Below are 22,243 nucleotides of genomic sequence, written 5' to 3' on the forward strand. Positions count from 1 at the left end.
CAAGAAACCCCGTCCAAATCACGGACGGGGCTTCTTGCTATTGCTTGTGTCTAGTGCGCTTCGTTGTACGCGTCGATGATCGACGACGCGATACGTCCGCGTGCGCTGACCTGGTGACCGTTCTCGGATGCCCACTGGCGAATCGCCTGCAGGTCCTTGTTCCCGGACGACTTAGCCGGCGCCGCGGCAGGCTTGCGACCGCCACCGTTACGGCGAGCTGAATCGATGTAGTCGCTCAGCGCCTCCCGCAGCTTGTCTGCATTCTCTTCGGACAGGTCGATCGAGTAGTCGATGCCCTCATAGCCGAACTGGACAGTCTTCGTAGCCGGCGAACCATCAATGTCGTCCAGCAGTTCAATAACGTGCTTCTGCACCATAAGAGCCTCCCTAAAGCTTGAAATAAACGATATGGGCAAATACTCGTCTTTGCAAGTTGGTACGCCTAGAAACGCCTGAGAATAGGTCATAGGTGCGTATATGAAGGGCGTTCGATGGTTCTAGACCTGAAAATAGCCCATCAGGTCAAGACGCGCCGTGTAGGCAGTCAGGGGAAGCCCCGTTGCAGGGGTATTCACCTTTGCGTATACCGCCGTGCCTCCGTTTAGCGCTGCTCGAGCTGATGCGAGGGTAAGCGCGTTCGAGGATGTCAGCCCGATACCAGCCAAGGTTCCCAACAGACCCTGGGATGCGGCGATGTCGGCGTAGTTCGGTCCGGTGGCACCCACCGCTAGCTGAGCCTGGGTCAGGACGTTGCCAGTAAGCGAGAGGATCTCGACATGCACGCCAATCACGACGAAGCGGAAAGATGTCGGAGCTAATGTGTAGATGAGAGTCGACCCGGTCGCAGCTAGATTCACTGGCGCGGTTCCTCGAAGTACGCGGAGCGCGTCCGTAGGGAACCAGCCGGAGCCGTTACTCCGATAGAACATCGTCGTGTCTGATGCGTAAGCCAGATCACCGGGGCGCCCAGTGGTCGCCATCATGTTCGCCTCGCTGTCCCAGACCTGATTCTGCCCGTAGTACTGGACGCCTACACCCATGGCTAGTTGTTTCCGATCACGATCCAGTTAGCGCCGTTGCTCTGGACACGGACGTACTTGTATTGGGTGCTCAAGCTATAGGTACTGGCTCCGTCGATGGTCTGGCTAGACGTGGTGACGACCGTTATCACTCCAGTACCCGAGTTCTTGATGAGGTACTCGCGCCCGGCGATGCCTGCGGAGGTAGGAAGCGTCGCGTTCACCGTTCCACTCGTGAAGTCGACCACCGCGTCACTGGCACCCAAGGTGTACGCCGCCGTCTTCACAATGTAGGCAATCGCAAACGAACCCGCTGATTGCAACGTCGAGTGAGGGGCACCAGCTTGCCCAACCACTAGCCGTTGGTTGACGCTGTCAGCTACGACGTATGTCGTGTTACTTGCTTGCTTCAGCTGAAACGAAATAGTGCTGTCGCCCCCGGGACGGAACACGAGAGCACCAGTCCCCTTGGTTTTGATCGTCCCTTGAACGTTCGTATCAGACCCCGTAAAAATCAGTGACGGCGAGATACCAGCTGCCCCATTAGCCATTTGTAGATAATTGACCGCTAAACCCGCTGCAGGAAGTGATAAGGCTATGGCGCCTGTCGTGTCATTTATTTGTGCAATAGCGGGTGTCGTGATGGTAGGCGAAGACGCAAGAACCAGGGCACCACTTCCGGTGGAGGTAGAACCGCCAGATCCTCCTTGAGACACCGACAAAGGTGTCGTCAATCCACTCAGACCTGTAATGTCCGAATTGGCTCCCTTGGCAGCTTTTGATCCGACCTGAGTCTGCAAAATGGCATCGGCTGAGTCAACATACAGCTTTGTTGCTGCATGGAGGTTCACCGTGGGCGCCCCCGAGAGAAGGACCGGCACAGAAAAGTTTGCAGCAGTGCTATCCACGACGACCCGGTCAGTAACGGAATTCAAGGAGTTGCCTGAAATACCTGGCGTTGGAGTCTGCAGTCGGATGACGGCCGTACCGGATCCTCTAGATTCAGACGCTACCAGGAGCAGTTCTCCGGCGTCTTTGTCTACGGCATCCAGTGCCGGCTGACCACTATAGATCTTGTGATTGAAGCCCGGGAGACCTGAGCCTCCAGAGCGGGCTACTCCAGTGTTACGGGGCGTATCACCGGCGTAGGTAAGCCCGTCTGCAGTTTGAACGCCCGCCGGAGCCCCAACAATAAGGCGACCACGTTGCGAGCTTGTAAGGCGCATACGCTCTTCCTGTATTTGGGTGGTGGTACCGCTTGACGTGTCGCGCGAAGTCCAGAAACCTACGTATCCCAGTCCAGAGTTTCCTGTTCCTATTCCAGACTTGATGTCCACATGACCGCCACCAAGGTTCGTGCCTCCGATAACGGAATCAGCCGCCTTAATTATGAGTGAGCCGCCAGCGCCAATCTTCGATTGCCCTATACCGATGGCGTGATCGCCCACGTCGCTAAGTTGTATATCTTGCCCTAACCCAACGTTTGCATGGTAAGAAATCTCATCGGAGAGACCAGCTCCCCCAGGCGTCGAGATAGGCGTAGTAGTGTTGAGGATTCGATTTCCAAGGAAGCTAATCCCGTGAACGTCATACAAATAGACACCTGTATCAGAGCCGTCGATGATGTTCTGACTTACAATCACATCTCGAAGATGCTGAAGGTTGATACCCCTAGTGAGATCAACGCCGCCTTCCTTCGTCCCATCCACCTGATTGTTCGCAATGATGACGTTCCGGGTATAGGAGACTGCCCCCTCATCTTGCCCCTGAACGTAGATGTTTCCACCAATCACATGGTTGTGGGTGATGGTCAGGAATCGACTTTCTTCTGTTTGACCGACGTTGCTGTCCGTGAAAACTACGATGCTGGCTCCGCGCCCCGACCCCCCGGGACTTAGCACATTATTCGAGACGGTCACGTGATAATGCGGAATCTTCTCGCCACCAAGCGTGATGAATCCGTCGACGACATTGTTGGCAATAACGAAGCGCTTTTGAGCAACGAGGTTGATAGCCGACGGCGAATACGTGAGTCCGAGATCACCCTGGCGAATGAAGTTGTTCTCAATAATGACCTGGCTGATCGTGGAGATCGAATCGTCTGGGCCACCAAAAATTACGTCCCCGTTTCCTCCTCCTACCAAGCGGTTGTGGTGAATCCAGATCTTGTTTGAGTCTGCCAGGTTGTTGTTCTTGATCGAAAGGCATGTTCCTGGCGTATTGAGAACCTGACAGTGGTCGACTTCCACTATGCCGCTACCATTGGCGATGTTTATGATTTTGTCGGAATCAATGCTATTGACACCATTGATAAAGAGATTGGATACGCGAGCGTTACTGATATTGCTAATATTTATTGTGCGCCCGCCACCAGGGGTAGGCGTTAAGACTGTCGCGACGCCCTCTCCCGACAGCCACACGTTGCTCCGCATGCTGATGGCACCGTTCATTGAATAGTTGCCGGCGCGCAATACAACTCGTCCTCCACCAGCTGCACTGACCGCGCTTATAGCAGTATTGATGACCGTGTGGTCATTAGTGCCACTCGTGCTGTAATCCGCTGCAATACCTGTCGGCGCGACAATCTTCGATACCGTCCGGGTTCGTACAATAGGCGACGATGCAGAGCCCGCGAGGTCACCCGCTAGTCGAACCAATCCTTTGACTGATGACGTGGCGTCTCCCGGCAGCGCCGATGCTTCGGCTAGACCTGTCACGACCCCTGTACGTCCATTGACGCTCTGAACCTGGCCATCCTCACCCCTAGGCCCTTGCACACGCGCCTGCACTTTGAAGATCGGCGCCGCCTTGACCTGCGCCACGATCTTCATAGAGCGGATAGAGCTACCCACTAGGAGCTTCCCCGTGGAGGAGTCACCTCGACTTCTACAGAGTCGAAGCGGAATGTGGTCAGCTTTTGGGCTGCGCTGAGGTACCGCCCGTACCAGTAGTACTTTCCGACTGGAATCAACGAGCTATTTGGGACGCCCGCCTGGCTCGACAACTCGAAGTCGAACGATGTCACGTCAGATTCGAACGGTCCGAGCGAGGACGTGATGACCGCCGATGGATCTACGACCGTATCGCTGGCGTTCGCACCCCTCGGAATGACAAAGAGGTAAGCGGACCCTCCCGTTACGTCCCCGAACAGAGCGGTAGCCGGGACCGGAACCGTCTGATCGTCTCCGCGGATGATCTCGGGAGGCTTAGCCATCTAGTTGGATGCCCCGTCGTTTTTCTGCACGTTGAGCGCCGCAAGCACGTTGATCACGGCTACCTCACCGCTCCAGAGGGCGACTTCGAGGGATCCGATGTAGTCCTTGGCTAGGAGATAGGCAATGACCGGCGTGCCGAGCGCGGTTGCGACATATAGGACGACGCGGACCTTGGGAGGGATGCTGACTTGCATACTCACCCCGCTACCACTTCGTAGAGCCCTGGCTTCAGGGTCGTGGCGGATTGGGACTTGCTGCCCTGGATGCCTTGAGCCACCTGGTCGCGCTTGAACCCATGTAGGTCGTTCATCACAGGGGTAATCAACTCGATCGACTGGTGCATGTCACCGTTCCATGCTTCGGATGCGATGACCGCGTCCTTGTACTTGGTGGCGTCGATGCCCTTGGCTTTCCAGCTCTTCAGGTCCTCGTACTCTTCGTATGAAATTGAGATCATGCTTCCTCCTCTCGAGGTGGTTAGTTCTTGCCCGACGAACGTCGCGACGCTGCTCAGGTGGCAGTACGTCACGTATGAGTCGCCCACCCGCACCGTGACGTAGTTGCCCCATTGGCTCCCGATTCCCACGGCGACTACGGTGCCCGGCTGAAACTCGTACGGCGTCGGGTCGATGTCCTTCTGGCAGGCGATATCCGTGCCCGCTTGTATGTGCAGGTGAGGACCGCCGGTCACCCCGGTGTTGCCCGTGTAGCCGATGATCACGCCACCGATGACGATCGGCGTTCCGACTGGACACGCTCGATCGTTCCCGCGGTGGTACTTGCCCACTGAGCCTTTAGGTCCGTAGAAGACACCGTCCGTTGCTCGGTAGCCGAAGGTCACTGGGAAGTCATTGGCGATCATCGTCCGCCTCCCTTACGACTCTTCAAGTCAAGAGCGTGGAAGAGCAACGCGAGCGAGAAGAGCGACGAGAGGACAAAAGGAAAGAGCGCAGGCGGGCTTGGAAGCGTCAGCGTGTAGAGGACGGTGGCGATACAGAGCATCGCCGCGAACGTCAGCCGGAGGAACCCCTTCTGCCAAGCGATGATCGCGGTGAGCAGGTATGGAATCAGGCGTAGTGCGATCAGCAGAGTGATCATCGCGCGGCTCCCGATCCGATGAAGAACGTGATGATGCCGGCTGCGCCCGCGGTGATGATGCCAGCTGCCTTGACGAGATCCTTGTTGTCGTACCACTTGCGCTGAACGGTGAGGTTCTCCGCCTTGATGTTCTGGATCGTCGGGTGCTTCGCCATGTAGTCCTCTTGCCACTTGGCTTGGCTCTCCTGCAGCTCGGCGCTGCGCTCGAGCTTGTTCACGCGCCCGTTGGTCTTATAGGTCTGCGTCTTGATCTCAGCGACGTCCGACATCAGGACTTCCTGGTTGATCGTGAGCGCCACGAGCTTGTCCATGATGTCTCTGCCCGAATAGCCGATGTCCTCGCGGTTGTGCTCACTCATGAGGGCTGCCTCTTCAACGATCCGGCGAAGTAGGTGAGGAATGCACCAGCCTTGACCTGATTACCCACAGTCCCGGAGATTCGAACCTCGACGTAGTCTCCAGCGACCAGCTCGATATCGTCGGCTACAGCACTGGAAAAATCGAATGTAGCGCTGGCTAGTACCTCCGTTCCCCTACTTGTTTCCGAGCCGTTCTTGAAGAGGGAAATATACAGAGCGTTTCCGCTGGCAATGTTGTGGTTCACGGCTGCTTTGAATTCATACGTCCCCGTGTGCTGGGCAGTGAAGCGGTAGGTGCTGGTGCTGAAGTTGTTCAGGGTGTCGCGATTCTCGGCATCGAGGTGCACGACGTCGCCGCTTGCTCCAAGCGCGTAAGCATTGGAAAGATACGCGCGGAAGTTTGGCTTCGTAGATGCGGGAGCGAGGATCCGATCGTTGTACAAAACAGCGACCGCTGAGCCGTTCGTGACGACCTTCGCGACTAGCAGGTTGTTCGCTGGGGTCGCGGGTACGGAGGAGCCGTTCGCGAGCGCTGAGTACTGCACGACACCATTTAGATCGATGTAAACGTAGGTGTCTTTGCTTGCAGTAAACGCATACGAAGTCACCATAGCCGTTGTAAGACGCTTTCCGGCTATGTAGGAAACAGCTGCACTCATCGTGGCGTTTAGACCGGTGAGCGGGCTCCAGACACCGCCAGAGGCAACAAAATCACCCATTGATTCGTACAGGCGTGTGTAAGGACTGGCTTCTGCCGTCATGGCAGAGCCGGGAATCGTGCTAGCGGTGAGCTTAGTTCCGCTGAGGGTCGAGACATTGGTATCATCAATGCCGCCATTGACGACGACTGCCAACGCGTTGGCACCCTGATTCACCGACTCAGCGGTTATCTCATCATTCGGATCAACTTGAGGAACGGAGGCTAATATAGCTTTGTCTCGTGAGCCCGTCCTAGTTATTCTCAATATAGCAGAATGCACCGGGCGTGAAAATAGGCGAGGGGTCTATTCTTCGCTTATTCCACCGCCATAGAGCAGGGCATTGCTTTGAGATCCTTGGAGACGAGCCCGTAGCGCCGCAAACTTCGCAGCCGCGACCCGCGGATTATCAGTTAATTGAGGTAATGCCTTAATGAGGGCTGCCGCGTCGGCGTCTGACACCGTGCCGCTACCGTTAATCGCCTTAGCGAGCTGTGACGTCGCGGACTCGGCGAGTGACGTGTATGCGGCTGCGTTGTCGTCCAATCCAGCGTTGCCGAGGAAGGTCTGGACCCGCCCACCGATTTGTCCGCCGCCGCTACCAGCTTGTTGGAACAGTCCTTCGAGCTGGTCGAGTGTGCTGAGTCCGTTCGATGATGTCGCGAGAGCCTGTCCTGTCGTGGCGCTCAGACTTCCGAGACCAGGCGCCTGTTGGGATGATTCCCAATCTGTCGAGAGCGCGTAGAGCTGCTTGAGTTGCGCAGCCGCTTCTTCGTCCCCGGCGGCAAGTGCCTTCGTATATGCCTGCGCAAAGTCGGCACTAGATGCGCCAAATGGGTTCTCTTGTTCCTCGGGCGGCGTCGTGGCTGTTTGGTCCAAGGTGCCCGCGGGGTTCGTAGTGAAGCCTGGTTGGATCGTCGGGTCGATAGGCATGGCACCGGCATCGGACTCTGGATCGGTCAGTGCGTTCACGGCGATGCGAGAGCCGCCCTGACGGGCGATTAGTGGCACCACGCCTTGCGTGCCGGCTACGCCTGCAAGCGCGTCGGTGAGACCTCGAACCGCCGGCTTAGCCCCGCTTCCTCCGACGAGATCTGCAGCGGTGCGCAGTGTTGTGCCGGCTACTCGTGCAGCCGGATTTTTTAGGACGTTTGTCGCGGCGCCGCCAAGGGTATCCAGGAGCCCGTTGCCTCCCCCTGCAAATGCGTTTCCAACTCGTCCGCCGAAAGTCATCGCGTTGCGCTCGCCCTCATCGATTATCTTGCCGACCTTGACAAATGGAGCAACTGAACTGCGAAGCTCATCCACTGTTTTGGAGCCGAAAATGTTGTCGTCGACGTACTGGGTCCATTTCGGGTTATCCGGGAAGAGACCAGTGAGAGTGTCGCGAACCTTCGGCGTCAGAGCGGAAGCAACACCTCCGTTCGCACCCGCGCCAACGAAGAGGCGATCCTCGAGTTCGTCACGTACGAGCTTCAGGACTGCTGCCTGATCGAGGCGTTCCGGAGTGCTGAGGCGATAGTTGTCGCCCTTACCGCTGAGATTCGCAATGCGCTTCTCGAGCGCGCGGATGACGCCGATCGAGGCGTCCGGATCAGCTCCTGTAGCGAGTGAACCTGCCGGTCCCCCGTTGAGCTTGCCCATTTGCGCCTTGAAGATCTGACGAACCGACTTGGCATCTGCGTCCACAAGTCCGTTGTTCGAAATAGCCTGCTCAAGTACCTCGTCGAGTCCGGAGGTGTTGACGCCCTTCGCGGTGCCTACGGCATCCGCGGTTGCCTTGGTGATGATGCCGCTGCCGCCTGTTATAGCCGAGGCGATGCGCTCTGCGTCCGCAGGCTTCGTGATACCTGCGCCGGCAAGAGTCGAGATGGTCGCCTTCGGGTCCGTAGATCGCGCGAATGGTTTCGAGATGGTGCCGTACTGCGAGGTGAGAGCGTTGTCGCCCAAAGTGCGTAGCCGACCGGCGAGCGACGTCTTGGCAGCGGTGCCACCGGTCGCTTTGACCGCAGTGTTCACAGCTGCTTTGGATCCCACCCCACCCAGAGCCTTGATGCCTGCGCCCGCGAGCTTGAGACCGCTTCCTATAGGCAGGGATGTAACGCCACCAAGTAGTGCTTCGCCAGCTACGCCCTTACCTAGATCCGCTTCACCTTCGGCTGAGTTCTGCAGCACCTTGCCTCCGGCGGAACCCCCGGCTCCTCCGATCAGTGCTCCCACGAGCCCGCCGATCGCCGTACCGAGTCCCGGAACCACTGAGCCGAGCGCAGCGCCTGCTGCGCCGCCTGCCAATGCTCCTCCCGAACCGCCCAGTGTGGGAATCAATGACGTGAGAAACGTTCCCTTCTTCTTTTTAGGTGTGGCTACGCCTGTCGCCCAGTTCGGGTTCGCCTTAGCGATGAAATTCGGATCGTTTTGCATCATGCACCTCCCAAGATGTAGCTATATCGCTGGACGTCGACAGGGTTGAACTGCCCGATGCCGGTCTTGACCTGGTTGGAGTTCTTGAGGATCGCGGCTGAGGTCTTGTCGCCCGCCTTAGCCATCATCTGGATGACGTTGATGATCGGCTGATTGGTAGCCGTGGCGTACTGCGCCGCCGTGATCGGCTGACCGGATGCGTTCACGAAGTAGAATCCGCTTGATGCGCTCTTGCCATCGTTGAAGCCGTACTGGGCAGGCGGCTTGGCAGCACTTGTCGTTGCGGTCTTGTCGGTGCCCGTCAAGTACGCACCGATACCGGCAGTCGAGCTGGAGGCTGCAGCAGCTGCGGACTTCTGCAGCGCGTAGCTCAGATCAAATTGGCGCTGTTGCTCGGCAAGAGTCGCCGCGCTCTGGTCGGCGCCGATCTCGTTATCCCGGATGCCTTGCGCCTGGCTGACAGCTTTCAGCTGCAGATCGCTGAGGGACTGAGCAAGCGTGGTGGCTTTCGCAGCGCCTGTGGCTTTGAGACCGGCGACGGCTGGTGCGAAGTCGGTGGCGGCATACTTTGCCTGCTCCCCCACGGGGATGCCAGAGAAGCCAAGACCACGCGTTCGAGCGCCGTTCAATATGTTTTCGTTGGCGACGCCGAGTTTGGCTTCTGCCTGAGCGATGCCAGCCTCTGTCTCACCCGGGACGGCATCGAGTTGAGACTGTACGACCTTACGACTGGGATCGTAATAGGGGTTCAATTCAGCAAGGATCTGATCGAGGCTTCTTGCCACTCAATATTCTCGTAAAGCCCGTCCTAGTTATACTCAAAATAACATAATGGACGCGTACTGAATAGTGCTACGCGCTGAGATCGAACGCGATATCCGACGGATTGGTCGAGAGTGCATCCTTTCCCGGCTTGGCTACCTTGAGGATGCGATTGTTCAGGCTGTCCACGGCGCCGTAGATGCCGATGTTGCCGTCAGTCCCCTTGATCATGAAGCCATAATCACCGTTGGGCATCTTGCCGATCGTCATTCGGTCGCCGCCAAACGACTTGGCGATCACTTCGAGATCGAGCTTGGCGAAGTTCGAGTTGGAAGTGCGAATAATCGAATTTGTATCCGCGCCATTGATCTGCTGCAGTCTATTTGCCATCAGACTAACCTTTGCACTTCGATAGCCAGAATCTCACTGTCAAATTCCACGGGCTCGCGCGCAGCATCGTGCTTATAGCGACGCTGGAGGCGCTTGAACTCTACGGGAATCGACAGGAAGGTTGGCTCGACGTTGCGAGTTCCTGAGTAGCGGAGACCTGAATTGAAGCGACGACCAGTGTTATAGCGAAATCCGCCACTCAGCTCCACGTCGAAGTAAATAGGAGCCTCTTCCATGTCTTTCGTCCAACCCGCCTGTATGGAATACTGCCCACTCGTCGAAAGGAAACTCGGACGCCACTTTGTTACTCGCTTTGGGGTACCAGGGTTGTCAAAGCTGCCGTACGAGGTCCTCAGCTCGAAGGCGATTGCGTCGCCCATATTGTGGTAGTCATTGCTTTGGAGCTCTCCATAGAAGAGCGCAGCGACCCTATTGCTTGCTTGGATGAAGACGTCGTCCTGAGCGTATTTGGAGAACGTCCGTCCGATCGGGGTGTTGACGTCGCGACTCTCGAGCTTGCCGAGCAACAGGTTGAAGACGAAGCACTCTTCGTTGTCGGAGGCGCCATTCGGTTTATAAAAGATGTAGAGACGATTAAGATAGATATCGAGCTTGATCGTGGTCTTGTCGGCGATGTCCAGGTACTCCTGGAGGAACGCCTTAGCGATGTTGTCCTCACCGGCACCGTTGTCCTTCCAGATCCCTTCGTGATCCGCGTAATACATGAAGTTCGCATCAAAGACGAGCGACTCCTGACTGAATGTGCCGCGCTGACTCGCTGCCTCGTCAAGATTGAAGGTGTCGTCGGTCGATCCGAAGAGCGAAAACTTGTTCCTGTGGGCGAAGAGGTAGAGCACTCCGTTGAGCTTTCCGAACGCCGTAAGGGAGTCGGATGCCTTCGGGGCAGGGGCGTACAAGAAGTCGGTGCTCGTGTAGGTCAGGTAGTCGCCGAAGTTGCTCCAGAAGCCGCGGCTGCCATCCTCGACGTCGTTGAATAAGAGCAACCCCTTGTGCTCCATGATCAGATCAGGGATATAGGGAGCGTTGGTTAGCTCTGTCCAGCCAAGGGTCGCAAGGTCGAGCTTCCACGGCTTCTCCTTGCCGTTCACTAGATAAAGCGCATCCTGAACCATCGCGAAGCGGTACCTGGTCGCGGTCGAGTTGAAGTCGTCCTTGAGCGGCGTCGTGGCTCCAGTAACGTCGTCGACACTGGAGATCGTCGACCCGTGGGCTATGACCGTGAGTGTCTGACCGTTCGGGCGGTAGGCACGGAACGTCCCTTTGGTCGGTGTTGATGTCGCGCTCGAGAGCTTGACGTTTGCAGCGAAAGCTTGCGGACTCCAGTTGCCGGCATTGCCAACGAGTGCGGTAGCGCCCGTGGCGGTCGTTGATAGTTCGTAGGCTCCGGACCGGGCGTTCTGGAGTGAGACAGTCATCCAAAGGGTGGTGCCACTGCTCGCCGACGGAGTTGAGATGAAGTACACGGGCACGTAGTCGAAAGTCGAGGCAACGTCTGCAGGCGCGATCGAGCTGCGGCAGAGCAGGACGCCCGGGACCCCACCGGCGTCCGAGTGGATCTCGACGAGCACGACGCCCGAGCTTGATGGGGTGCTTCTGATCCGGACTTCGGCTTTGGTGAGACGCTGTGACGAGCCGCTCATTGTGAGCCTCTGAGAGACGCTCTGCGATGCGTTGACCTCTATGACTGACGGATCAGCCACAGATGTGACGGAAGCCGTCACGGACTCTCCCACGGGTACTGAGTAGCGATCGCAACCGCGTCGTGTCTTGTACCTCCCGATCTTCACGAAGCGGGCGTCGATCGCCTCGATGAGTTCCGTAGGCGCGACGTCGTCATTGTCTTTATAAGTATTGCGACCACCCTTGAAGCTGATCTGGTTGGTGATCGCCTTCCGGGTAGTAATGGACGGGATGATCGTCCGGTAGCCGAACCTAGATTTCCGCACCGCGCATCCTCGATGAGCGGACCTTGCCAGGGGCACGCTTGCGAAGACCGTAGCGCCCCAGAAGGTCTTCGCTCAGATCTTCGCATTGACGGTCGTAGACCGCAGCGATGTCGAAGTTTTGGCGATAACGCTCCACACCAGCCAACCCGCCTTTGATGAGGATGTTCTTGAATTCAACGGGAAGCTGAGGCTTGTCCTCAGTGCTGTCCTCGAGACGCTTGGGCGCGATGCCATGGCGCACCCGAGCGATGTACTCACGGTCGGTCGGGCAGTTCCAGTAGATCTCGCCTGCGTAGTCGGTGTAGCTCGTCGGTCTACCAGGTCTGCTGGTATCCGGCATCGGGTACTGCTCAAAGAAGAGATCCGGAGCCAGATATAGAGGATGGCTCGTGCTGTTTGTTGTCGCGTCGGTCAGCGTGATATCGATGATGTCCTGGTGGTCGCTCTCGTAATCAAGGGTCACCGTGTCGGCGCTCATCTCTTCGTCGAAGATGTCCTCGGTAAATTTGAAGCGGTGGTGTCCGAGGACTTCATCAGACTTGTCCTGGATGTACCGCAGCACTCGATCCCGAGAGAAGGTGGGATCCTTCGCATCGTCGATAATCGAATCAATGACATTGGCGGTCGAATAGTCTGCCATTTAGCATCCGTGAGCCCGTCCTAGTTCCTTTGAATATAACAAAAAGAAGCGGTCCTGCATATAGGACCGCTTCTGTGGACGCTAGCTTTGGCTAAGCCTGGCGAGCCCAAGTTCCGATCACTGATTCGACGATCCAACCAGTTACGCCGGTCGTGCCGGTGCCGCGCAAGGTGATGAGATCACCGTACTTGTTGGTCGTTTTGTCGGAGATCAGATCCTTATTCACTGTGGCGGTGTATCCGTTTCCGGTTACTCCGTCCGACGCGTTCGGATCGATCGTGACAGTCGGTTGATTACCCGAAGTCGCACTCTGTCCGACGTGAATTGTGAAGGTCAGACCCGCTGTGCTCGCTGGCAGCGAGATAACTGCATCTGATTGCACGTCCTGGACGATGCCTGAGTCAGCTGCGGTAAGGGTCTTGTTGCCCGTCACTGCTGCCGACAGGAAGCCTTTGCGAGTGTTGTTGATTACTGGCATTACTTGCCCTCCTCGGCTTTGTCAGCCTTGTTACGAGCTTCGGCAGTCTTTTTGGCATCGAACTGGAAGCCGAGGCGCACGAATGCGTCGGCTTGCGGAACGTTCAAAGCCTCGAGTTCTTCACCTGACTCTTTGTGGACGTACACGCCCACAACGTTTGCTTTTTCACTTGCTTCAGTTGCCATGATTGATGGTCTCCTTGCCGATTAGGCGTTCTTGTGGACGCGTATCGCAACGCCCTTGTTCTTTGGGATGAAGGCGTCGTAGTAACGGCGACCTTCCGCAACTGCGCCGTCGACACCACGGACTTCAGTGAGCACGCGGACCATGTTGAACTTGGTCGGCGCAACGAGAACCTGCCTATGGACGGTCAGGTAGTCGATGTTCGCTGGGAACCACGAAGTCGGGATCTTCACCAACGTGTTGCCGTCCACGGTGCCGATGATTCCCTTTTTGAGGTCGTCATAGGCGTGGTCGCAGCCCTTGATGAAGTTCTGGTCCAGCTTGAACAGGTTGTACGTGGTTGGCGTCAGGTAGGTGACACGGTCTTCTGGCGCGACTTCAGCATCGTCGAGTGCAGCCTGATCAGCGAGGAACGTCGTGTAGGCGTTGGTGCTGTTGAGGGCGGCGGTCGCTTGCTTTTGGTTGTTGGCTACCGCGTACGCGACAAGCACTGCAAGGCGGTACTTGTCGGTGTTAGGAACTGACACCTGGCGGACTTGGCGCTTGACGGCGGTGTTAGCTTCTTGGATCAGCATGCTGTCCTCGAGGTTGCCGCGGTCGACGCTGAAGGTAAACGACTTGTCCTGGGACATCGTGAACTCTTGTGTGCCGGTTCCGAGTTCGATCAGCGAGCCGAAGCGCTCGGTTCCGTTACGGATGTAATCGACTTCGTCGACGACATCGACGGTGTAGATCGTTACGGTCTTCACACCTGTGAACTCAAGGCGAATGCCCTTGTTGATGATCATGTCGGTCTTCGACTCAGTAAAGAACTTTTCGTCGAGGACCTTCAGATGCGCCTTTGCATAGTTTTGTGACATTTGGGGTTACTCCATAAATTAATCGTCTGCGAGCAACGCCTCCATAATCGGATCACGTTCAGGGGTCTTACCTGATGCCGCGTTTCCGGAAACGGGAGTAGTTCGTTGCTTGTTCGCAAGCGTCGTGAGCGCTTCATGTCCCCCCTGCTTTTTGATCGCAGCCGTATCGACAGGCGTTGCCGCCGATGCGAGTGTGCGCAACTGATCAAGGGACAACTTCCCTCCGGTCAGCAGCTCCGCGATGTCAGGGTTGTCCTGTACGTATTGCCCCATGGCTTGGTCCTCTTCAGCAGTCACACCCTTCTCGGCTTTCCAAGTGTTGATGGTGTTCGCGTTCTGAAGATTGCGAGCTATGTGGAGTGCCTCAGTGGCTTCAGACGCACCCTCTGGTGCTGGCGTTGCTGATGTCAGCTTGCGCGCTAACTCTGATGCCTCCTGGCTCTTCTTGGTCATCGCCTGCTCTGCCTCGCGGTAGGACTTGGTCGCTTTCGCGAGCCCTTCTGGCGTGCTGATGTCGATGCCCTTCTTCAGCCAATACGCTGCGGGATCGTCTTCCTCGGTGGCTGCACCTTGTGCTGGATCAGCGGGCGCGTCGCCTTCGTCTTCAGACGGGTCATTGATTGGTTCGGTAGTCGTTGGGACCGCCGTTGGGTCTGTCGTCTCGATGCCTTGTGCTGGATCAGCGGGCGGAGTCTCGACAGGCTCAGGGGTTGTGGTTTCACTCATTGGAACCTGCTCCTTTGCTTGCTTCACCCCTCTCTATTGGTGGAGAGGTGCTGCCGGAGTAGGAGTTCAACCAGGTGACGGGCCGGGTTAATTGATGTATCTCCTACTCACGCAGCACACCTACACGATGGGGACCGCCTCCTTTGAGGATCGCCGGGACAGGGCGTCGAGCACGCGCTTCTTGAACGTCGGGCTTGTCGTGACTTTTCGCGCGATTGCGAAGTAATCCAGCTCGCTCTGGATCGTGGCAGCGATAGTGCCCGAATGGGCGCGGAACGTCTCAGTGAGAGTGACGTCCATGACGCTTGCGAGGTGGCGCGCCTTGGCATCCCTGAGACGCTTCAGGTAGTGCTTGCCGAAGTCGCTCTCGGCGAACGCCGTTGCTTCTGATGCGCGCTTCAACGCGCTGACATCACTGTCCATCTGGAACTCCTGGCGGCACCACGGCAGGCGCAGGTGCGGCATTTGGAAGCATCGGTTGCGCGGGCGCGGTCATGATCGCCTGCAGGTCCCCCTTATCGATGTTGAACATCTTCGGGTAGAGGCGCTTCTTGGCTTCCTCCAGGTTATTCGTCGGGTCCTGGATGAGGATCTGATAGCTCTCGCGCGCCTGTTCCATCTGCTCGCGCTCCTTTGACTTCGCTTCGACATCAAGAACGATGCGCGGCTTCCAATCCTCCTGATAGTCCGCAGGATCGAAGATCGCAGCGCCAGGCGGCAGATCGATGCCGTATTTCTCGAGCATCGCTGCGCGGTCCTGCTTGGCATCAAAGGTCTCGACGACAAGCGGGCGATCGACGTTCAGCTGGATGAGCCTGAAGAGGATGTAACCCCACCAGTACAACCCGTCCTTCTCGAAGATGCGGGCTTTGCTCTCGATGCGCTGACCGGTGCCGGCAAGTTGCGCGTTTACCTCTGTAGCAGTGATGTCGCCCTTGGCTTGTTGACCTTTGGCGATCTGATCGATGGCAGTGGTCTCGCGGATCTCCGCCTTGATGTTCATCCGGTTATTGAAAGAGTTCGCCGGGAGCACAGGTGTATCGCGGTCCTTAAGAGATCCGGGCTTGAACGGGTACACGATGTCGGGATCGTTGGTGATGAGGTCGATCCAGTCTTCGTACTCAGGGTCCAGCTCCTTTTGTGGGGCGAGCTGCCGGATGATGTAGTCAGCTTCCATGTTGGTGAAGTCGTTGAGCAGTTCCTGCTCCTTGGCGATCGACTCGATCTCGCCCTTGGCATAGAAGAGCGACTTGCGGCGCAAGTTGCGGAGGAAGAAGAACGGCACAAGCCCTTTGGCTTCTGACGTCGCACGGCTCTTGACCGCGTCAGACTCCTTCTCGTAGGTCTCCATGTCCGGATAGCCCTGGACATCGACATACCCCCCGGATTCGAGCTTCGCGTCGATCTCCGCCTGGAAGCGTTTTTCGAGCAGCATCTGATGGCGCTCTTTGTATGGATTGACGATGTTTTCGATGACGTCGGTGCGGTTGCGCATCGTGACGACGCGGTCGATGTCCCAGATCTCGATCAACTCGTCTTGGTCGTCTGCAGCGCTGCCGAGAGTGGATCCCGCGAACATCTCCTTGACGGCTTTGTCGTCCGGTTGCCCGTTGTTGATGCCGCCTGGAGCGTTCGTGATCGACTCCAGATTGAAGCGAGGGATCAGTTCGCCGTATGTCTTGCTATTGAGATCGGTGTCCACGACCTCGTACGTCTCGAGAGTGCCCTTCCGTACGTGGTAGCGGCGCCCGGCGTATGAGCCAGCCTTCTGGAGGTCTGCAGGCTTCTTGATCGTCGGATCGACGATGGCATCGCGCATGGCGAAGCTCTCAAGCTCGGGGTGATCAATGTCCCAAGCCAGCATGTGCGCGACCATCCCGTCGATGAAGGTTTCGCGATAGTCCTCCTCGAGCTCAAGATCCCACTGCCCCTGATCCCAGTACTCCTCGACGAGTGCGTTGAGAGGCGCCGGATCGACACGCTTCATCGGATCGCCAGACTCGTAGTCGAAGCGGAGGTTCGCGTTGTTGAGCGCGCTCGTCATGGTTTCGATGGTCTGGTAGGTCATCGGGACGAAAGTGTCCGTTGTGCCCTTGTAAGCAGCGTCAACGCGCTCGTTGTCGTAGAGCTTGTTCGCGCGGTCCCAGCGTTTGTGCCAGTTCGACCGCTGGTATTCGTAAGACTCGTCGTAGCGCTTCAGAGCCTTGACGAGGACGGGGTCATCGGTCGGAGCATCATCAGCAGGACTCTTGATCTGCTTCCCTGTTGTCGATGTCCTTTTCGCGCTAGCCATTCAGTTGATATATCCCCATTTAAATCCCCCTAAACATAACATGTGCCCAATGGCTTGAATAGTCCTATTCGGCGTCCCGCTCGGTCACAGTGCCACCTAAGTCGCTCGGCAGGAATGTGATGACCTGGCGAACCTTACAGCTGCGCATGCGCTTGTTTAGATAGATAATCTTGAACTCCGTCATTCGCCCTTCGGCGTTACGAAAACGCAGTACGTCACCCCTCTTGAAGCGGTCAAATGCCGCATCGGTCAGGTCTTGCCCAATATCTTCGATAATCTTTTTCATACTCACCTCCTGCTGCGATATGCACCGCGTTTAATTTCCGGCTTCTTGCGACTAATGCGACTCTTCATGAGCGCATAGCGCAACATGTCGTAGTCGTGATCGTCTGCGCCCGTGTCCACGTCGTCGACCTTATGGCGGTCGTACGGAAGATCAGGCAGGGTCGTGATCATGCTTGTACAAGTCGAGAAGACCTGAAGCATTGGGATGCCGTCTGCCATGGGTTGGAGTGCCTTGTGCACTACCTCGAGCCCTGCCTTGCGATCGTTGACCGCCGGCTGCCACTTCACACCTGCTGCTTCGTAAAGCTCAGCGATCGACTTGCCCTGCTGATCGTTGTGATCGGCTGAGCCGTTCCATATCGCTGGGTCCGCCATCCCATAGCGGATGTCTTCCCCAGCCTCGAGATCCTTGATGACGCTCGCCTTGTAGTCGATCGTCTTGTACTCATCCAGACGAAACTCCCGGTACATGAAGACGTGCTCCGAGGCGGGATCTTCGGCGAACCATCCGACACTGTTGTGGTTGCCGTAGTCGGTCGACCGCCAACGCTTCCAGTGATCCGGGATCGCGAAGGGATCGACCACGTGGGTGCGCCTGGACCACTCAGTGAAGACCTGACCGGCGAACATGTCCCAGTCGCCGTATCGCAGCGCTTTGCGTAGCTGGGGGTCTGAGATCTTCTGCAGCTGCTTGTTGTAGTCGGTCCTGAAGCGCTCGTCCGGGTGATCGTCCAGCGAAGCGGGGATGAAGACGCGAGTCGTGAACGATCCGTCAGGGAGGCGGATCTCCTGGACTTTGCCCCACTCCCCTATGTCGATGTAGTGCTTCTTCACCCAGCCATGCCCTATGCCGCCCGGGTTTGTTCCTGCCATAAAGATCACAGGCCATGCAGCGTTACTCGTGCGATTACGGGTCTGTAGATACTCGATCCAGTCGAAGGGGAATTGGGTCAGCTCATCGACGCCGATCACTGGCATCTCGGATCCCTGGTAGCGAAACATGTCGGACGCGTTGTCCAGATAGTTAAGCGTGATGCTCGAGCCGTTCTCAAAGACGTAGGACCTGCCCTCGTACTCAGCGCTCGCTTGCCCGTGATAGACGATGTGCCCCGCCTTCATGTAGTCGCGGGTCTGCTTCATCAGCTCGGGGCGGATGGTCTTGTTCAACTCCGGGATCGTGCGGCGGAACAGGTTGATCGGGATGCCTGGGTACTCGAGCGCGAGCGTGATGCTCTCCGCCACGATCGCGGCGGTCTTCCCTCCCCCAGCTGCACCGCCATAGAGCTTCTCGTCAGCTACAGCCGTGTGGAACGCCGTCTGCCGATCGGACGCTGTGTAGTCAGGAACCTTAAGGCTCGGCATTGCCCGTCTTTGGACGCGGAACATCGTTCACGAATGAGACGTTGCCCGTGTGGTTGTTCTCTACTTCGGTTCTGTCCTTCCAGCCCCAGTTGTTCTTCAGGCTGAAGGCTGCTCCCGCTTGGGCTCTGCCGAAGAGCTGAGACTCGGCATACTCGTGGCAGCGGTCGTAGGCAGCCTGTATCGAGCCGATAAATTCGTCGCGCTTCTTGTAGTTGATCAGGGTGTCGCGGTCGATGCCGAGAGACCTGGCGAGACCTGAGACTGTGTATGGCTTCTGCTCCGTGATGCGCAGCCGGCTATCAAAAAGCATGTTGTCGTGCGAGTCGCGCCCGACTTCAACGAGCGTCTTCTCGGTATGAGGATCGCACTCGGCGAAGTAGTTCTGGATAGCGAGTTCGAGATCCTCGACGGTCTTGAATTTGAGCGGACGACCAACAGGATTCGGTTGTTCCGAATCGTTATCCTGCGCTACTGCTGGGTCCTGCTCCGCTTCCATATCGTGCCCTTATTTATGCACAACTATTGCGCTTTTACAAGGACGAAAGCACTTCCCTTCCACGCCCGCGCAACTCCCCCGCTGCGTTTATTTTTTACAACACTTAACAGGGGTGGAGAGGGTACCCCCACGGCAGGGAAGGGGGTTTGGCTAAGGGGCTAGGTGCGACTCAGGGGTTGGGGAAGGGCACACCCCACAGGCGACCCATACGTTCACACCCCTAGACGGTGAGTGCCTCCTCGTGCTGCTTGTGCAGAGCTAGCAAGTGACGCACTCTCTCTTCCCATCCAGCGAACTCTTCTTCGCGGTAGAGACTGTCCACGTAAACGTCGATCGCATCGTGTGCCTTGCGCAGCTCAAAGGGCATCAGCACGTCGTCGTAGAGATTGGCGAGGGACTCATTCGGGTAGGCAGCTCGGGCGTCAAGGACCGCCTGCCCAAGAGCCTGCAACTTGACGATGTGCTGGTCGGTGAGCTTCGGGAAGATGAAGTTGTTGTAGACGACATCCTTCGAGTAGCGGTACCGACTTTCGAGCCTGCCGCCCACCAGCCGCATCCAGTCCATGTGCATCTGGCTGGTCAGGACCGCGAACAGTTCGAGCGTCCCGTCTTGGATCGCGAGGTTCAGATTCGTGGTCACGACGCCGGGCTCGAAGAAGCCCATGGGCACGTAGCGCCGCGACTCACTGGACACGCTGGGGATGAGTAGGAACGGGAACTTCGGCGACTGGGTGCGCTGCGCGAATAGGTGCGGGATCGACGCCAGTTCGGGACGGGCGGACTTCGCGCGGTTCGCCTTGTTGGCTTCCACCCGTGAGTAGACGAGCGGCATCGCTTTCAGCTCGGACGGCGAGATCCCTTCCAGCCACAGCGCGTAGCGATCTTCCTTCCGGATGAACTCGCGCGCTCCATAGCAAGGCAGGATCCAAGCCGCGGCTGCTGGTTCGTGAGCGACCAGGTAGTCGCGCTCTTCAGTCGACAGCAGCAGGTTCCCGTCGTCCGCCGGCATGTTGCCAAACGCCATGGGAAGCATCGAGCTGATCTGGTTCTCGCGGTTGCTCACCACGTACTCGTCGCCTTCGATCAAGTACGGGCTGATGGATGGCACCAAGCTCAGCACGGGCTCGCCCGTGATGTCCGGGTACTCGTACAGCTCCTTCTGTGCCTTCGCCTTGCGTCCGAAGCCCACGATGACGCAGTGGACCCGGGCAATCCCCTTCGCACCATTCGTCCAGCGGAAGGTCCGGTGGGCGAAGTTGATGTGCGCACCGTTTGCGAGCAGCTTCTTCCAGAGAATCCCGGGCTGCTCCCCCTGGCTGATCGAGCTGGTGGACACGAATGCCACCTGGATGTCCGGGTTCACATCGAGGAACTTGTCCGCCTTGATGTACCAGCCAGTGACGTAGTCCAGGAATCCCGACTGCTTGTAGCCCTTGGCAACCGCCTTCAGCTCAACTTTCTGGGGCTTGCTCATCACCCGCGAGCCGAGGAAGGGCGGGTTGCCCATGATGAAGTCGAGCTGGTCAGGCTTTACTACATCGCCCCAGTCCTTCGTGAGCGCGTTCGCCCACACGATGTTCGCGCCCTCAGTGAGTGGAAGGCGCGTGTAGTGCTCGCCGAGCTGCTCACTGGCTTCCATGTTCATCTGGTGGTCCGTGAGCCACAGAGCGGTCCTGGCGATGAGCGCAGGGAACTCTTCGATCTCGATGCCGTGGAACTGCTCCACGCGTACCCTGAGCAGCTCAGTGACGTCCAGCAGAGCGGTTCCGCCCGCCATGGCTGCCACGACGCGGTGCTCGAGCCGGCGCAGCTCCCGGTATGCGATCACGAGGAAGTTCCCGCAACCACAAGCTGGGTCGAAGAAGTTGAGGTTGGCGATCTTGTCGTGGAAGGTGTCGAGCCGAGCGAGGCGGTTTGCACGGACGCGCTTGTCCTCTTTATCCTCCTGCTGGGTGCGGGAGCGACGGCGGACCAGAGGCTCCAGCTCCGCGTAGAGGTCGTCGAGGAAGAGCGGCTTGATAACCCGGAGGATGTTCTCCTCGCTCGTGTAGTGCGCGCCGATGTCGTGACGCTGGTCCTCATTCATGACGCCTTGGAACATCGCGCCGAAGATTGCGGGGCTGACCTTGGACCAGTCAGGGCGCGTAGCCATCAGAAGGCTGAAGCGGGTCGTGGTGTCGAAGTCAGGTATCGGGATCAGCTCGGAGAACAGACCACCGTTGATGTACGGGAAGGCGGCGAGGTCATCGTCGAGGGCTGTGGAGCGTTCCTCTGGCTTCGTGTTGAGCACCTCGAACAGCCGCGACATCTTCGGACCGAGATCGGTGCCGTCCACCTGCGTGCGATTGCGGATGTAGTTCTGGAACTGGTTCAACTCGAAGATCCTCGAGTCCTCCGCGAAGAGGCAGAAGACCAACCGGACGAGCAGCAGCTCGAGCTTGTGCCCCCGGTACCCGGTCGCCTCGATCGCGTTGTGGAGTGCAGCCATGCGCTCCGCTGCTTCCCGGTTGACCGGGTTCTGCTCCTCGTACTTTTGAGGCGCCTCGTCGACGAGGATCGCGAACTCTCGGACGTGCTTCGGCAGATCCTCGAGCGGGAACGTGACGACCTCGCGGGTTTCGAGGTCCAAGATCTGGAACACCGAGAAGTCGCACGTGACGATGATGTTCGGAAGGTCGTAGTTCGTGAGCCCGTCGAGGTAGCTGAGCGCCTGCCCTTGCGCCTTCGACAGATCGCGACCGGAACTCTTCTGCTCGACGAGCATCTTGCCCGGCAGGAACATGTCGATGAAGCCGTACTTTTTGCCGGCTAGCTTGACCGCGTACTCGAAGTAGCCGCCTGCCCGCTTGCGGTTGATGCCGAAAACCTCGAGGAACTCCGTCCAGAAGGTTTGGGACTCACTCGTCTCCCGGGTCTCCCCTGCCCACTCAGTCGCGAACTTCGCTGCTCGGGCTGTGATCTCGTTCCAGGCAAGGTGCACATGGCGATGCT

23 protein-coding genes are annotated in these 22,243 nt (G+C 57.7%); all 23 read right to left on the reverse strand.

What is annotated here, in order from left to right; all coding sequences use genetic code 11:
- Positions 1-50: 50 nt before the first annotated feature.
- The 23 genes from E6C64_RS07620 to E6C64_RS07730 all read right to left on the reverse strand — a co-directional run bounded on the left by E6C64_RS07620 (position 51) and on the right by E6C64_RS07730 (position 22,232).
- Positions 51-377, reverse strand: coding sequence for a histone-like nucleoid-structuring protein Lsr2 (locus E6C64_RS07620; protein WP_136427021.1), 327 nt, complete (start codon positions 375-377; stop codon positions 51-53).
- 120 nt (positions 378-497) lie between these two features.
- Positions 498-1,040, reverse strand: a complete 543-nt coding sequence (locus E6C64_RS07625; protein WP_136427022.1) for a hypothetical protein — start codon at positions 1,038-1,040, stop codon at positions 498-500.
- A 2-nt stretch (positions 1,041-1,042) separates the two neighbouring features.
- Positions 1,043-3,841, reverse strand: a complete 2,799-nt coding sequence (locus tag E6C64_RS07630; RefSeq protein WP_136427023.1) for a hypothetical protein — start codon at positions 3,839-3,841, stop codon at positions 1,043-1,045.
- Positions 3,842-4,233: 392 nt separating this feature from the next.
- Complete coding sequence (locus E6C64_RS07635; RefSeq protein ID WP_136427024.1) at positions 4,234-4,428, reverse strand: hypothetical protein; 195 nt, start codon at positions 4,426-4,428, stop codon at positions 4,234-4,236.
- Between the two features lie 2 nt (positions 4,429-4,430).
- The gene (locus E6C64_RS07640) at positions 4,431-5,096 is read right to left on the reverse strand and encodes a M23 family metallopeptidase (RefSeq protein ID WP_136427025.1); all 666 of its coding nucleotides are present in this window, start codon (positions 5,094-5,096) and stop codon (positions 4,431-4,433) included.
- Positions 5,093-5,332, reverse strand: a complete 240-nt coding sequence (locus tag E6C64_RS07645) for a hypothetical protein (RefSeq protein WP_136427026.1) — start codon at positions 5,330-5,332, stop codon at positions 5,093-5,095. The genes E6C64_RS07640 and E6C64_RS07645 overlap by 4 nt, the downstream gene beginning before the upstream one ends.
- On the reverse strand, positions 5,329-5,691 hold the full coding sequence (locus E6C64_RS07650) for a hypothetical protein (RefSeq protein WP_136427027.1): 363 nt from the start codon (positions 5,689-5,691) through the stop codon (positions 5,329-5,331). The genes E6C64_RS07645 and E6C64_RS07650 overlap by 4 nt, the downstream gene beginning before the upstream one ends.
- Positions 5,688-6,671 (reverse strand): C1q-like domain-containing protein, encoded by a 984-nt coding sequence (locus E6C64_RS07655; RefSeq protein WP_136427028.1) that lies wholly within the window; start codon positions 6,669-6,671, stop codon positions 5,688-5,690. The genes E6C64_RS07650 and E6C64_RS07655 overlap by 4 nt, the downstream gene beginning before the upstream one ends.
- Before the next feature lie 24 nt (positions 6,672-6,695).
- Complete coding sequence (locus E6C64_RS07660; protein WP_136427029.1) at positions 6,696-8,813, reverse strand: hypothetical protein; 2,118 nt, start codon at positions 8,811-8,813, stop codon at positions 6,696-6,698.
- On the reverse strand, positions 8,810-9,595 hold the full coding sequence (locus E6C64_RS07665) for a hypothetical protein (RefSeq protein ID WP_136427030.1): 786 nt from the start codon (positions 9,593-9,595) through the stop codon (positions 8,810-8,812). Before E6C64_RS07665 ends, E6C64_RS07660 begins: the two co-directional genes overlap by 4 nt.
- 67 nt (positions 9,596-9,662) lie before the next feature.
- Positions 9,663-9,962 carry a hypothetical protein gene (locus tag E6C64_RS07670; RefSeq protein ID WP_136427031.1) on the reverse strand — a complete coding sequence of 100 codons (300 nt, stop codon included), beginning with the start codon at positions 9,960-9,962 and terminating at the stop codon, positions 9,663-9,665.
- Positions 9,962-11,929, reverse strand: a complete 1,968-nt coding sequence (locus tag E6C64_RS07675) for a hypothetical protein (RefSeq protein WP_136427032.1) — start codon at positions 11,927-11,929, stop codon at positions 9,962-9,964. The genes E6C64_RS07670 and E6C64_RS07675 overlap by 1 nt, the downstream gene beginning before the upstream one ends.
- Positions 11,916-12,569 (reverse strand): hypothetical protein, encoded by a 654-nt coding sequence (locus E6C64_RS07680; protein ID WP_136427033.1) that lies wholly within the window; start codon positions 12,567-12,569, stop codon positions 11,916-11,918. The genes E6C64_RS07675 and E6C64_RS07680 overlap by 14 nt, the downstream gene beginning before the upstream one ends.
- Positions 12,570-12,660: 91 nt before the next feature.
- A complete protein-coding gene (locus E6C64_RS07685; protein WP_136427034.1) occupies positions 12,661-13,047 on the reverse strand; it encodes a hypothetical protein in 387 nt (128 codons plus the stop codon).
- Positions 13,047-13,232: a hypothetical protein gene (locus E6C64_RS07690; RefSeq protein WP_136427035.1), complete on the reverse strand. Its 186-nt coding sequence runs from the start codon at positions 13,230-13,232 to the stop codon at positions 13,047-13,049. Before E6C64_RS07690 ends, E6C64_RS07685 begins: the two co-directional genes overlap by 1 nt.
- A 21-nt stretch (positions 13,233-13,253) precedes the next feature.
- Positions 13,254-14,090, reverse strand: coding sequence for a hypothetical protein (locus E6C64_RS07695; protein WP_136427036.1), 837 nt, complete (start codon positions 14,088-14,090; stop codon positions 13,254-13,256).
- Between the two features lie 18 nt (positions 14,091-14,108).
- A complete protein-coding gene (locus tag E6C64_RS07700; protein ID WP_136427037.1) occupies positions 14,109-14,816 on the reverse strand; it encodes a hypothetical protein in 708 nt (235 codons plus the stop codon).
- A gap of 120 nt (positions 14,817-14,936) precedes the next feature.
- Positions 14,937-15,239, reverse strand: coding sequence for a hypothetical protein (locus E6C64_RS07705; RefSeq protein ID WP_136427038.1), 303 nt, complete (start codon positions 15,237-15,239; stop codon positions 14,937-14,939).
- Positions 15,229-17,109, reverse strand: coding sequence for a hypothetical protein (locus E6C64_RS07710; RefSeq protein WP_136427039.1), 1,881 nt, complete (start codon positions 17,107-17,109; stop codon positions 15,229-15,231). The genes E6C64_RS07705 and E6C64_RS07710 overlap by 11 nt, the downstream gene beginning before the upstream one ends.
- 64 nt (positions 17,110-17,173) lie before the next feature.
- Positions 17,174-17,395: a hypothetical protein gene (locus E6C64_RS07715; RefSeq protein ID WP_136427040.1), complete on the reverse strand. Its 222-nt coding sequence runs from the start codon at positions 17,393-17,395 to the stop codon at positions 17,174-17,176.
- 2 nt (positions 17,396-17,397) lie between these two features.
- Positions 17,398-18,756, reverse strand: coding sequence for a terminase large subunit domain-containing protein (locus E6C64_RS07720; protein ID WP_158437780.1), 1,359 nt, complete (start codon positions 18,754-18,756; stop codon positions 17,398-17,400).
- On the reverse strand, positions 18,743-19,252 hold the full coding sequence (locus tag E6C64_RS07725; RefSeq protein ID WP_136427042.1) for a terminase small subunit: 510 nt from the start codon (positions 19,250-19,252) through the stop codon (positions 18,743-18,745). The genes E6C64_RS07720 and E6C64_RS07725 overlap by 14 nt, the downstream gene beginning before the upstream one ends.
- A 220-nt stretch (positions 19,253-19,472) precedes the next feature.
- Entirely contained in the window at positions 19,473-22,232 is a 2,760-nt protein-coding gene (locus E6C64_RS07730) for a DNA methyltransferase (RefSeq protein WP_136427043.1), read from the reverse strand.
- Positions 22,233-22,243: the final 11 nt, after the last annotated feature.

It is taken from the genome of Naasia lichenicola (assembly GCF_004801885.1).
Taxonomy (GTDB): Bacteria; Actinomycetota; Actinomycetes; order Actinomycetales; family Microbacteriaceae; genus Naasia; species Naasia lichenicola.